Origin of the sequence: Capnocytophaga sp. oral taxon 324 str. F0483 (assembly GCF_000318315.2) — a bacterium.
Lineage (GTDB): Bacteria > Bacteroidota > Bacteroidia > Flavobacteriales > Flavobacteriaceae > Capnocytophaga > Capnocytophaga ochracea.
The window spans coordinates 1-13,723 of the sequence record NZ_KB291535.1 but is presented as its reverse complement, the minus strand read 5'-3'; the positions used below and the strand labels follow the sequence as shown (position 1 = coordinate 13,723).

The 13,723-nt window shown below is 38.5% G+C and carries 6 protein-coding genes; 1 reads left to right on the top strand and 5 read right to left on the bottom strand.

Annotated elements, in window-relative coordinates; translation table 11 throughout:
• Nucleotides 1-120: 120 nt before the first annotated feature.
• Nucleotides 121-2,949: a TonB-dependent receptor domain-containing protein gene (locus HMPREF9072_RS10370; RefSeq protein WP_009411674.1), complete on the bottom strand. Its 2,829-nt coding sequence runs from the start codon at nt 2,947-2,949 to the stop codon at nt 121-123.
• A 280-nt stretch (nt 2,950-3,229) separates the two neighbouring features.
• On the opposite strand from HMPREF9072_RS10370, the gene HMPREF9072_RS10365 reads away from it, so the two are divergent.
• A complete protein-coding gene (locus HMPREF9072_RS10365) occupies nt 3,230-4,549 on the top strand; it encodes a sugar MFS transporter (RefSeq protein ID WP_009411673.1) in 1,320 nt (439 codons plus the stop codon).
• 67 nt (nt 4,550-4,616) lie between these two features.
• Here the strand turns inward: HMPREF9072_RS10365 and lysS are convergent, their stop codons facing one another.
• The 4 genes from lysS to HMPREF9072_RS10345 form a co-directional block, all read right to left on the bottom strand.
• The gene (gene lysS / locus HMPREF9072_RS10360; RefSeq protein WP_002670906.1) at nt 4,617-6,305 is read right to left on the bottom strand and encodes a lysine--tRNA ligase; all 1,689 of its coding nucleotides are present in this window, start codon (nt 6,303-6,305) and stop codon (nt 4,617-4,619) included.
• A 386-nt stretch (nt 6,306-6,691) separates the two neighbouring features.
• Nucleotides 6,692-8,017, bottom strand: a complete 1,326-nt coding sequence (gene nhaD / locus HMPREF9072_RS10355) for a sodium:proton antiporter NhaD (protein ID WP_009411672.1) — start codon at nt 8,015-8,017, stop codon at nt 6,692-6,694.
• A 71-nt stretch (nt 8,018-8,088) separates the two neighbouring features.
• The gene (locus HMPREF9072_RS10350; RefSeq protein WP_009411671.1) at nt 8,089-11,019 is read right to left on the bottom strand and encodes a glycoside hydrolase family 3 N-terminal domain-containing protein; all 2,931 of its coding nucleotides are present in this window, start codon (nt 11,017-11,019) and stop codon (nt 8,089-8,091) included.
• 88 nt (nt 11,020-11,107) lie between these two features.
• Nucleotides 11,108-12,484 carry a sigma-54 dependent transcriptional regulator gene (locus tag HMPREF9072_RS10345; RefSeq protein WP_002670899.1) on the bottom strand — a complete coding sequence of 459 codons (1,377 nt, stop codon included), beginning with the start codon at nt 12,482-12,484 and terminating at the stop codon, nt 11,108-11,110.
• Nucleotides 12,485-13,723: the final 1,239 nt, after the last annotated feature.

Genomic DNA, 13,723 nt, shown 5'->3' with positions numbered 1-13,723 from the left:
AAGGTATGAAAATTTTGCTAATTTGTGGCATTCACCAATAAAAAAGCTACCCAAATGAATGGATAGCCTTTGTTAGCTGTTACTCAGATTCAGCCACTCCTGTTCGCTGGTTTTACCTGTTTAGAAGTTGTAACGTACTCCAAAGCTAAAGGTACGACCATCGCCAAAATATACACGGTTAGTAACATCAATACCTTTATAAGTTTTGCTTGTATTGGTAACGTGATTACTGGTATAAGACTCTAAAATATAGTAAGTATCGAGTAAGTTATAAGCGTGAGCTGAGAAAGTGAGCCGTTGACTATCTGTAAGTTTCCATCTATAAGAAGCTGATAGATCAAACAAGTTATAACCTGGCAATTTAACTGCTCCTTTATCGGCTTCAGCTTTAGTAGTAAAATTACCTATATTAAGATTTGAATACAAATTATCTACATAACGCCAATCTAAATCTATATTAAATCCTTTAACAGGCAATACTGATACCCCTAATGAAGCTGTAGTTTGTGCTGATTCACCTACTTTCACACCATCCAAAAAGAGTTTAATTTCGGCAGCGCTTCCTGCAGGCACTTCATTCCCTTGGAAATCTACAGGGTTATTATTTTCATTTGTAAGAGTTCCCGCAGCATCTCCTTTGTAGAACCAATCACCCAAAGAGAACATACCGTTGAGTTTTAGGTACTCAGTGATATTAGCTTTGAAATCTAATTCCACTCCTTGGTGTACTTCTTTAATACCTAAAATATTAGCATAAGCTGTGATGGTATTTCCTCCTACGTGCAAGTTATTTGATTTGCGGAGGTAACGATCTTTCCAAGAAGTATAGTAAAGATTCAAGTTTGCATTCAAGAAGTTAGACTTAAATCCATATCCAGCTTCAACACCAAATATTTTTTCATTGGTAAGAGCAGGGTTTACATAGTTCAAATAGTTAGGATATACAGCGTTAAACAATGGTTGTTTAGAATAATAGCCAGTGTTTGCATATATGTTATGATGTTCATTAATATTATAGTTCACACCCCCTTTGATGTTATAACCTACAAGATTTTTAAAGCCTGTTTTTGTAGACATTGCTGTATTAGGATTATTTTTTACAGCCAATTTACCTGGTTTGATAAATTCGTCTATACGTTGATATGACTGCAAAGAAGTAGATCCTTGTATGAAGGCTGAAAAATGATCATCAGAGTATTCAAATTGAGAGAAAAGACCATACCATTTTACTTCTCCATCGTTGCTATAACCTATTCTTTCATTTAAAGGAGCTACAGTGCTAAATGGATTCCAGTTAAGATTAGTAGATTTAGCAGAAGTAATAAGATTTGGCGCTGTTAGATTTTCATTTTTACTATCAGCATAGCTATCATTCCCTAAAAGGTCTGTAACAACTTGGTGGTGGTAACCATAATAGTAACGACCATCTAACCCCATATTCACAGTGAAGTGGTCATTAATTTGGTGTTGTAAATTTGTAAGCACTCCATACCAGTTGTGTGAATTTACAGAACCATTCATAATATAACCTTGGTTACTAGCTTTAAGAGTTCCTCCTCCTGGTTTAGGTATAGACACACTTTTTCCGGCTTGTTTTGGATTTTGCATAGGCAAAAGTCCTTCTACAGCCTCTCCGTTATTGTATTTCACAGCTTTGTCAAAATCGATAAGTCCATCAGCTGTACGAAGTGAATTTAAGAAATGGCGTTGCAATTTACCACCTGCTATTGAATGAGCTTCACCGGTAGAATTCACTCCCATACCACGACCTAAAGAAGCATAAAACACAGTACTGAGAGAGGTTCTTTCATTCATTGTCCAATCCCAGTTGAGCATTGCTACTGGTTTGTGATATATATTTTTTCTAAGTGAATATTCATCACCATTTAAATACCCCAAATCAGGATTGTATTTGCGGTTAGGTTTATCTTCTGTTCCTCCATAACGTTGAGCATCAGCAATACTCGGACTTGAAGAACGTTGGTTATGCCATTGAGGAGCTCCTGTAAAGGTAAATTGGAAGCTATGTTTTTTAGAGGCTTCATAGCCTAATGCAAAATAGTAGCCATAACCATCAAACTGAGTGCCATCAGCATATTTTTGCCCCCAATTTTTGCTAAATAATACTGAAGTAGACCAGCCTGTAAGGCTTTTACCAGTGTTGTATGAGGCTACTGCTTTATATTCTTGATTAGTTCCATAGCTTGCAAAGAGGCTACCGCCCTCTTGCATATCCGAAGTGCGCAAAATAAAGTTCATTGTACCTCCTACAGAAGCTATAGCCAATTTAGAGGCACCGAGCCCGCGTTGTACCTGCATAGCAGAAGTTACATCTGAAAGCCCTGTCCAGTTACTGAAGTATACAGTACCACCTTCCATATCGTTTACAGGCATACCATTTACCATTACAGCAATGTTTTTACTATCAAAACCACGCATATTGATTTTAGAGTCGCCGAAGCCACCACCCCCTTTTGTAGCATAAACAGAAGGCGTTCTATTGAGTACTTCAGGAAGTTCTCGTGTACCTAATTTTTCTATAATTTCGGTAGCTTGAATAGTAGATACCGCCACAGGTGTTTTACGCTCTTGTGCAATGTCTAACAAGGTGCTTTTACCTGTTACTATTACCTCTCCTAGGGTTTGTTGGTCGCTTGTAAGGGTAATTCGCACGTGCGCTTTACCATTCACAAGTTTATAGGAAACTGTCTTGGTAACATATCCAAGATAAGAGAACTCTAAGGTTCCAGTAGGTGAGTCTACATTCAAGGAATACTTACCGTCCATATCAGTAGAAGCTCCTTTGGTAGTCCCTTTAACCAAAACATTTGCTCCCATTAACGGAGCGTTGTAATCACCATCAATTACTTCCCCAGTAATGACTCCTTGCTGAGAGTAAAGCATTGATGTGAGAAAAAGTACGGCTACATTTAAAAACCAGCTTTTCATTATATTAGTTAAATTAGTTACGAGTGGTTATGGTCAGTAGTGAGCTAAGTAGTACTATTTATTCGGAGCAAAGTTACTAACTTTTTTGATATCCCCCAACAGATTTGTCAAAATATTTTCTAACATATTTATTAACAAGGATTCTACTTACACATAAAACACTAAATACAAGTATGTTGTACGTTTTAAGTTATGTATACAATAAAAATAAAGTGTTAAATTTTAACTATTTTTTAATCTTTTGTAGTAGATTTGCGCTCTAAACCGAGCTTATACAGCAATGAATAGACAAAAGAAACATACCCAAGCCTTTGTTCTGGTAGCACTTTTATTCTTACTTTTTGGAGGTTTAACAGTGCTCATACAGCTTTTATTACCTCATCTTCGTGATGTGTTTCAGTTGCATTATTCCAATGTAGCCTATATTCTCCTATCTTTCTTCTTGTCTTACTTATTTTTTTCTATCCCTGCAGGTTTTATTCTCACTAAAATAGGCTATCAGCGGAGTATTATCTTAGGTCTTTTGCTCATCTCCTTAGGCGCTTTGCTCTTCTATCCTGCTGCCGGGGAACGCTTATATTGGATATTCTTAACTGCTATCTTCGTATTAGGCTGTGGCGTTACTTTCCTCCAAGTGGCTATGAACTCTTATGTGGTAATCTTAGGCGATGAAGCCACTACGCCTCGTCGGCTCACTTTCTCTCAAGCTTTCAACGCCATAGGCACTACTATTGCTCCTATATTTGGAGCCGCTTACTTACTGAGCAACGAGATAAAAAAAGAAGCTGAAATAGAAGCCTTAGACACTACAGATAAGCTTATTTATTTTCGTGAAGAAGCCTTTTCTATACAATTACCTTTTTTGTATATAGCCTTATGGGCACTTGCTTTAGCATTTGTTTTTGCAGTAGTTAAATTACCTTATGCTTATAGAATAAAAGAAGAAGTAAATAAAGACAGTTATTGGAATCTTCTCAAGAAAACTCCCTTACTGTTGGGGGCTATAGGTATCTTCTTGTATGTAGGTGCTGAAGTAGTGATAGGAAGTTATGCAGTAAACTACTTCATCGATATGAACATCACTAAGGATATTTTAGAGAGCCCCTCTATTTGCTTTATTGTAGAAACGCTTGGCTCATTGGCAGGAAAACCTCATCTAACCTCAGCCGACCCCAAGGCTATTATAGCTGTTTTTCTCACTTTCTACTGGGGAGGTGCTATGTTAGGACGCTTTATCAGTGTTTATCTCATCAAGTGGATTGCTCCCGCCAAAGTTCTCATTACTTTTGCTATAGTTGTCATCTCTCTTATTTTGTTTTCTATCAATACTGGTGGTTTGCTCTCAATGTGGACTTTATTAAGTATCGGCCTCTTCAACTCTATGATGTTTCCCACTATCTTTGCGCTTGCTTGTGAAGGGATAGACGAACTCAAAACTCAAGCTTCAGGTATCCTTTGTACGATGATTGTCGGTGGCGGACTCTTGCCTATTCTGTACGGTTCTCTTACCGACTATATAGGTTTCCGCTTAGCATTCCTCACCTTAGTAGTTTGCTACGGTTATATCGCTTTCTTTGGTTTTTACAAGAACAATAAATAATTTATTAAAGGTTAATGGTCAATAAAAGACTTTGTCAGAGTCCATAATTTACTAATTTTCAATTTTGTTAATTTGCTAATTCCACGAACAGTTCTTCTCCTTCTTTTACTACTTTCGCTACTTTCTTACTGGTAAGACCTTTAATGGCTTTATCCCATTTCTTGTTAGAAAATGCCGTTTGTGTTTTTAGAGCATCTAAAAGCAGTCTTTCTGAGGTTTTTAAAAGTTCAAACACTACTTTCTCGTCTTCCGAAAGCTCTACTTCTTTCTTCTCAGGACGCATTTGTGGGAAGAAAAGCACTTCTTGTATGCTCTCATTATTGGTGAGGAACATTACAAGTCTGTCCATACCGATACCCAAACCTGAGGTAGGTGGCATACCATATTCAAGAGCGCGCAAGAAATCTTGGTCAATGAACATCGCTTCGTCGTCGCCTTTTTCTGAGAGTCGCAATTGTTCTTCAAAGCGCTCACGTTGGTCAATAGGGTCGTTCAATTCCGAATAAGCATTGGCAATCTCCTTACCGCATACCATTAACTCAAAACGTTCAGTAAGGTCGGGGTTGTAGCGGTGTTCTTTGGTCAGTGGCGACATCTCTTTGGGGTAATCAGTGATGAAAGTAGGCTGAATGAAGTTACCTTCACATTTCTCACCAAATATCTCATCTATCAGTTTGCCCTTGCCCATCGCCTCGTCTACCACAATACCGATAGACTGTGCAAAAGCTCTCAATTCGTCTTCTGTCTTTCCAGTGATGTCAAAGCCTGTGAACTGTTTAATAGCATCAGTCATCGTAAGGCGCGGATAAGGAGCTTTGAAATCTACTGTATGTTTACCAAAGGTCGCCTTAGTAGTACCATTCACGGCTATAGCGCAATGTTCGATTAAGCGTTCAGTGAAGTCCATCATCCAGTGGTAATCTTTGTAAGCCACATAAATTTCCATAGCCGTAAACTCAGGGTTGTGAGTTCTATCCATACCCTCATTGCGGAAGTTCTTAGAAAACTCATACACCCCGTCAAAACCTCCTACAATAAGACGTTTTAAGTAAAGTTCATTGGCAATACGCATATACAGCGGAATGTCCAACGCATTGTGATGGGTGATAAACGGACGTGCACTAGCTCCCCCTGGTATAGCTTGTAGTATTGGCGTCTCTACTTCCAAATACCCTGCATCGTTAAAAAACTGACGCATAGCATTGAAGAGTTTAGTGCGCTTGATAAACACTTCTTTCACTTGTGGATTTACTACCAAATCTACATAGCGCATACGGTAGCGTTGTTCAGGATCGGTGAAGGCATCGTGTACTTTACCATCGGCATCTACCTTAGGCATAGGTAGCGGACGCAATACTTTTGAAAGTAGCGTAAAGTTCTTCACCAACACGGTTTTCTCACCCATTTTAGTAATGAAGAGCGTTCCTTCAGCACCTATAAAGTCACCTAAATCCAATAACTTTTTGAACACCTCATTGTAAAGCGTTTTATCATCAGTAGGGCACATCTCATCGCGGTTGAAGTACAATTGCATCGTGCCCTCACTATCTTGCAAAGTAGCAAACGAGGCTTTCCCTTGCACACGCAACGACATCAATCTACCGGCTACAACCACTTGTTTACCTTCTTCATAATGGTTGGCTACGTCCTTAGAGGTAGTATCAACCGGATATAATGGAGCAGGATAAGGGTTTATCCCCAATTCTTTCAATTTAGAGAGTTTTTCTCTACGAATGATTTCTTGTTCTGATAACATCTTTTTTAATGATTAATGATAAATGGTTAGTGGCTAGTGATTAATTGAAATACTTTTAGGGTGCAAAAGTACGGCGTTTTTTTGACTTACACAATAGTATTCGCAAATAAACACGATGTTCATATTTAAAGTTTTAAGAGTCTCCTCTCTTACAATCCTATTTATTCTGTAAAACAATTTTTCACAGTGTGCTTTTGCTAGCAAAGATACTAAGTTATTTTTAAATGTGAACACTGTGCATTGAAGTACTTTTATATTCTCTATACAACATCCGTAATATACAAAGAGAGAGACTAAGAAGTAACTACGCTGATGTTCTCTTTTAAAAAAGACTGCCTAAAGAATTATATTTAGGCAGTCTTTCGTATATAATGTATCGTTTTATGCTATCCAAAAAAGTGTAAAGCTTCAAAACTTACCAAAGTAAGATAGCCTAACACAAAACCTAAAAGGGCTATCCATAAGATGTTTTTCACATACCAAAAGAAATTAATCTTCTCCATACCCATAGCTACTACCCCCGCAGCCGAACCGATGATAAGCAAACTACCTCCTGTACCCGCTGCATAAGCGATGAAGTGCCAAATACGCTCGTCTATACCTTCTTGGAACATACCCATACTAGCAGCTACCAATGGTACGTTGTCTATTACAGCAGAAGCAAAACCTAAGAGCAAAATCACTACGTTTGTACTTGGGATAGTCTCATTCAATGTTTGTGCAAAGTTAAAAAGCGTACCGATAGTTTGCAATGAAGCCACTGCCAAGAGGATTCCTAAAAAGAATAGTATGCTGGAAAACTCGATACGGCTCATCGCACGGTGAATACTGAATTTATCCTTATCAGTTGATGAAAGTTCTCTGATAGGTTTTAATTTCTCAGAAATAAACCACATAGTAGCCAATGAAAAAAGCATACCTATATAAGGAGGTAAGTGTGTAATCGATTTAAAAATAGGCACAAAGATAATAGAGATAAAGCCTATTACCAACACAGGCATACTGCTCTTGTAAGTAATACTCTCTTCGCTGTTTGAAGTGTCTATCTTTCCTTTGAATACAGGTAAAAACGAAGCAACTAACAAAGGTACTATCAAGCATACAATAGCAGGAATAAGTACGTATTCTACTAATTTAGCAGCGGTTACTTTGTTTTTTACCCAGAGCATAGTAGTTGTTACGTCACCGATAGGAGACCAAGCTCCTCCCGCATTGGCAGCGATCACAATGAGAGAAGCATACCAAATGCGCTCTTTTTGGTCAGGTATGAGCTTACGTACAATGGTTATGAGAATAATGGTAGTAGTAAGGTTGTCGATAATAGCAGAGAGAAAAAAAGCAATAACACCTATAATCCAAAGCAATTTTACTTTGCTTCTGGTGCGAATCATCCGCTTGATGATTTCAAACCCACGGTGCATATCAATGATTTCTACAATGGTCATTGCACCGATTAAGAAGAAGAGTATTTCGGAAGTTTCAGCTAAGTGATGTCGTAGTGCTTCATCAATAGCATTACTGTTGTTAGCTATATCTACGGGTACTAACACTCCGTTGAGCACTTCTAGTACATCAAGGTTAAATACTTTAAGTATCGTCCAACAGATGACAGCCATAGCTAAGGCTGAAATGGTTTTGTCTACCTTTATTTGGTGTTCGGTAGTAATACAAAGATAGCCAATGAAAAAAATGGCAATAATCCACGCTTCCATATAATAAATTCTATTTTAAAAATTAACGTGGCGCAAATGTACTAAAACTTCTCGTTATATACCAAATCTTTTTAAAAGTTTTTATTCGCAGATAGGGCTTGGTACACCACTCCTTGTATCTTTTGGCGCACCAATCGGTTTACTAAAAGTTTATTGTCAGAAGAGGGATAAGTGCGGTTCGAGAGGATAACTATTACTATTTCATTAGTGGGGTCAGCCCACGCAAAAGTACCCGTAAAACCAGTATGTCCAAAGCTATCCATTGGCACACAACCACAAGTAGGACCTGATTTGCCTAACTGTGGTTTATCGAATCCTAAGCCCCGACGGTTGCCTTCCGGACAATAATTACAAGTGTTGAAGATTTTTATAGCCTGAGGTTGCAAGAACCACGTACCACCGTAATACCCTTGTTGGAGGTACATTTGCATCACTTTGGCTACATCGTCGGCAGTTCCAAAAAGTCCTGCGTGCCCACCAACCCCTCCTAAAAGGGCTGCTCCTTGGTCGTGTACGTACCCACGAAGCTCCTGAGAACGAAAGGTCTTTTCATCTTCGGCAGGTGCAATATTTACAGGTGAGAAGCGTTGCAAAGGAAGAAAAGTAAGCTGGTAGGCTCCTAAACCTCTATAAAAGTGCTTCTGAACGATTTCTTGTAGGGGCTTCTTGTTTTTTTTTTCTATGTACTTCTTAAAATAATAATAAGGGAGGTCGCTATATAAGTACTTTTTATCTTTGATAAGCTCACTCTCGTCAATTGTTTTATAAATACTGTCAGTATACCCTTCTCTAAGATATAAGTCTTTGGCTACCTCAGTAGGGAAAGAATCACTTTTGGTAGTGCTGTAATACTCAGGCGAAGGCTTTTTATCAATGTCTAAGGTTTTTCGGTAAAAAGGAATCCACGACTGGAACTGAGCATAGTGCGAGAGCACATCTTTCATTACCAAATCTCCCTTGTTTGTATGTTTGAGCTTGGGTAGCAAATCCTCAAAAGTATCTACGGGTTTGAAATCTCCACGCACATAAAGGCGCATCAATTCAGGGAGAGTAGCCAATATCTTCGTAAGCGAAGCGAGGTCGTAAATAGTATTGTCGGTCACTTTATTGGCTGGATTGTAATCTAAAGTACCAAAATTCTTGCGGTAAACTACCTTTCCTCTTTTGGCAACTAATACTTGCATCCCGGGTGTCATCTTTTGTGCTACAGCATCAAGAGCAATGCTGTCTATCTCTTTTAGTTTAAGAGAATTGAGCCCCACGCTTTCAGGTAAGCCGTAAGCTAAGCGTCCTATTCTGGGAGTAGCAATTGAAGTCCCTACGGGTAAGTTAGGGTGTGCTGTTACAGGCAAAACTCCTTTGCCCTCAATAGCACCAAAAATGAGCTGAGCGGCTTTCTCTTGGGCTACTTTGTTATTTTGGTAAGCAAATACAATAGCTTTAATAGGAGCTATATTTTTCACGTCAAGCATCGCATAGGGGCGAGTAAACACTGCGAGGATTACCTTTTTTTTCTTAGCAATATGCTCTAACCATTTCAGTTCGTTCTCTGTAAACTTGTATGCGTCCCAAGGGGTCTTATCTGGTTTGTGCAACCCGATGATAATCGTGTCAAAAGGTTCAACTGCTTCATATAGCTGTGCCTCATTCTTAGGCTCAATAAGCACGGTCTCTGCGTATTTGCGTAAAGTGGAATAAAACGCCCAACCACTGTCGTTACCAAACTTCACATAGGCTATTTTTCGCTTGTCCAAGTCTTTTATAGGCAGTATATTTTCCTTGTTTTGCCCTACCGTAATCGCATTTTCAAACAGTTCCTCAGTGAGCAAATCGTCTTCTATTGTGTGCAAAGTCGAGGTTACAGTGCTTTCGTCTAACTGTTTAAAAGATGTGAGCCCCACTTTGTATTTAGCCATTAGTATTTTCTTTACTGAATGGGCTAAGCGTTCCTCACTGATGCGTTTGTTCTGGTAGGCTTTCTTCATTGCCTCAAAACCCTTAGCTACATTAGCTGGCATCAGCAAAATATCGTTACCCGCCAAGAAGGCTTCTACTTCCACTTCGCCTACGGGCAAGTATTCCGATACCCCTTTCATACCAAGTGCATCGGTAAAGATAAGCCCTTGATAACCTAATTTCTTTTTGAGTAAATCAGTAATAATAGCACTTGATAACGACGAAGGTAGCCCTGTTTTAGGTTCTAAGGAAGGAATATTAAGGTGCCCTACCATTATGCTCGCTACTCCTTCTCTGATGAGGGCTTTAAAAGGGTAAAGTTCTACCTCGTCAATACGGTTAGCAGCAAAAGATATAAGCGGTAGAGTTTTATGAGAATCTTTAGAAGTATCACCGTGACCAGGAAAGTGTTTGGCACTGCCCAACACCCCTACCGACTGCATTCCGCGAGTAAAAGCAAGCCCTTTTTGGGTTACATTCTCTTTATCCTCGCCAAACGAACGATTTCCTATAATAGGGTTATTCGGATTTGTGTTAATATCAATATCAGGAGCAAAGTTAAACTGCATACCCAATTGTTTGCAGTGTAACCCTATGCGTCTACCGGTACGTTCCACAAGATAGTTATCTTTGATAGCCCCAAGGGTCATATTCCACGGGTAAGCATAAGTAGAGTCCAAGCGCATCGCCAATCCCCACTCGGCATCCATTGCCATAAAAAGCGGAATTTTAGAGAGTGCTTGGTATTCATTGGTGAGCTTTGCCTGACGCTTCGGTCCTCCTTTGGAGAAGATAATCCCTCCAATGTAGTATTTCTTTATGAAGTCTTTTACCTCTTCGGATTTTTTTGTGCCTATATGGCTTGAAAATACCGATACCATAAACAGTTGCCCAATCTTTTCATCAAGGCTCATTTTGTTATAAGTGTCGTTCACCCACTGCTGTTGTGCTTGGGCATCGGTAGTTGTTAAAGGAGATTTATTCTGGGCAAGTGTAGTAAATAGTGATAAGTTAAAAAAAGTAATTAGTAAATAAGTCTTTCTCATTTTTTTGTATAAAAAGTAAAAGGTAAGAAATAACAGATAAGAGGCGTTTTACTTGCCTTTTACCTTATTACCTCTTACCCTTTACCTATTAAAATTCGTCTATGTTATAGGCTTTAAGTTTGTTGTAAAGTGTTTTACGTGTAAAGCCTAACAGCTTAGCTGCTTCTGTTTTATTATTATGGGTCTCGTGTAGCGCACTAATAATGAGTTCACGCTCGTTTTCTTTGGTTGAAAAAGAAAAACGCTCGGTAGGGAAATGGCGTGTTTCAGTAATTACAGGCTCTGGCAACTCATTTTCGGTAATATAATCACCTTGTGTGAGTAGGGCAGCGCGTTTCACCGTGTTTGATAGTTCGCGCAAGTTACCTCCCCAAGTGTATAAAAGCATCTTTTGTACCGCCTTTTCAGTAAACCCTTGTACGTTCTTATGTAGCTTTTCATTTGCTTTTTCCAAGAAGTATGAAGCAAATATCATCAAGTCGTCTTTGCGCTCACTTAGCGAAGGTACTTTTATCGAAAACTCGTTCAATCGGTGATAAAGGTCTTCGCGAAACTCTCCTTTTCCTACTGCTGCCAATAAATCTTCATTAGTAGCTGCCAATACACGAATATCAACTTCTATTTCCTTAGAACTACCAATAGGTTTAATACGGCGCTCTTGTAGGGCACGTAGCAACTGTATTTGGTTGTCATAGCTTAGGTTTCCTACCTCATCAAGGAAAATAGTACCACCATTTGCTTCTTCAAAGTGTCCTTTTTTATCGGTAATTGCTCCCGTAAACGAACCCTTTACGTGACCGAAGAACTCACTCGATGCAATTTCTTTAGGAATGGCACCGCAGTCCACCGCAATAAAAGGCTTGTTACGACGCTCACTTTTCAAGTGAATAGATTTGGCTATCACCTCTTTACCCGTACCACTTTCACCAGTAATGAGTACCGACATATCCGTAGGGGCTACCAAACTGATAAACTTATTCAGCTTTTTAGAAGCGGCACTTACACCTTCTATATATGAATTTTCGTTAGTAACAACAGGCTGAGCAGCTTTGCCAGGGCTGTTGTCCGCCTTCACATTTTCCTTCTTAGGTAACGAAGCCGTACGCGTACTGCTTTGTGCATTCTTAATAACATTCAGTACATCCTCTTGTTGGAACGGTTTCGATATATAATCAAAAGCACCCAATTTCATTGCCTCTACCGCAGTCGATACTTCCGCATAGCTGGTCATTACCACTACTGGCAAATCTGGATATACTTCTTTCACCTTTTTCAAGAAATTGATACCGTCACCGTCGGGCAGACGTAAATCAGTGAATACTAAACTTAGCGATGCATTTAGGCTTTTCTCCGCTTCTTCTAAATTATAACATCTTACTACTTCATATCCATTGCGCTCCAAAAATTTACCTAACATTTTGGAAAAAACTACATCATCTTCTACTAAAAGAATTGGATTCTTCATACTTTATATATGTCTTTTTAAATTAAAAAATATACTGTTTTTAGCCGTTCTCTCACTTATCATCATATGATAAAAATATGAACATCAGCTTTGTGCGTTTAAAAAACGCTCTTTAAAACAGGACAAAAATTTTGCAAATATACAAAACTTTTCTAATAAACATACTATATTAATGAAAAAAGACTTTCTTTTTTCAAGAAAGTCTTTCTTCAATGCATATAATATAAATACTACTACTAACTCCCAATATTTGTTAGTACTTTAAGCTAGCTTGGCTAAACTTAAAGGAATGTCTTAAAATAGTTTAATAAATGATTGTGTTTAAACAATTAAAATTTTAGCAATGTTCTTAATATAAAAGTTGTTTCCCAACAACACAATGAAATGAAATTTAATTTTTAACAACAGTTTTGTTTAATGATTCTTATCTAACAATGTTTCTTTTAGCAATTTTTTCAGTAATTTAATTTTTAACCATTTTCTGTTTGTGACAAATCATTTATTTTATTACTATGCACAATAAGTTTTATCAACTTACGTCTACTATATAGAAAATTCCGTGCCAAAATACCGTAAATCTGTTCATAACTACATTAAAATACTTATTATCAACACAATAAGTTATTAACAACCTGTTGATAACTTGTTAGTATCCCGTGCGTAACCTGTGTACAAAGTGTGTAGTTATACACAAAATGTGTAAATATGTAACCTTTTACACACTATCATTCCTCAATCCAACCCCTCCTATACAATATCATCTCCTCCTCTTCTCTTCATCTTATTTTCATCTTAACCTCAATTCAACTATCAAATTCATCTCACAAGTGCTACTTATCCCACAAATCTGAGTGTACAAAAGAACTATTTTCTCCACTACCCTTCTACCAATTCTCTACCAATTGTCCGTGCAGCTCATCTCTACTCGTCGTACTATATCCTCACATTACCTTCACCATTCGTCCCTCGCTATTCGTCATTTCTTCGCTTTCCCGTCGCCACACTCTCCCTTTTCGAGGTAGCTAGCAATAGCTGGGCCTGTGCACCGCGATAGCGGAGTATGTGTAAAAGATGAGGTTTGTCTCCTTTTCCAGCTAGTCCCCCTTCGGAGGTTCGGGGGCTTACCCAATAAATGACTCGCCACAGTTCCCCCTTTTGAAGATAGCCAGCGACAGCTGGGTATGTGAGAAGGGAGATATTTTCATCACATTACCTTCGTCATTCGTCATTCGTCCCTCG

What these genes read in the sequence shown, in the direction of transcription:
- HMPREF9072_RS10370 (WP_009411674.1), bottom strand. Translation starts at nt 2,949, where the DNA reads ATGAAAAGCTGGTTTTTAAATGTAGCCGTACTTTTTCTCACATCAATG.
- HMPREF9072_RS10365 (WP_009411673.1), top strand. Translation starts at nt 3,230, where the DNA reads ATGAATAGACAAAAGAAACATACCCAAGCCTTTGTTCTGGTAGCACTT.
- lysS (WP_002670906.1), bottom strand. Translation starts at nt 6,305, where the DNA reads ATGTTATCAGAACAAGAAATCATTCGTAGAGAAAAACTCTCTAAATTG.
- nhaD (WP_009411672.1), bottom strand. Translation starts at nt 8,017, where the DNA reads ATGGAAGCGTGGATTATTGCCATTTTTTTCATTGGCTATCTTTGTATT.
- HMPREF9072_RS10350 (WP_009411671.1), bottom strand. Translation starts at nt 11,019, where the DNA reads ATGAGAAAGACTTATTTACTAATTACTTTTTTTAACTTATCACTATTT.
- HMPREF9072_RS10345 (WP_002670899.1), bottom strand. Translation starts at nt 12,484, where the DNA reads ATGAAGAATCCAATTCTTTTAGTAGAAGATGATGTAGTTTTTTCCAAA.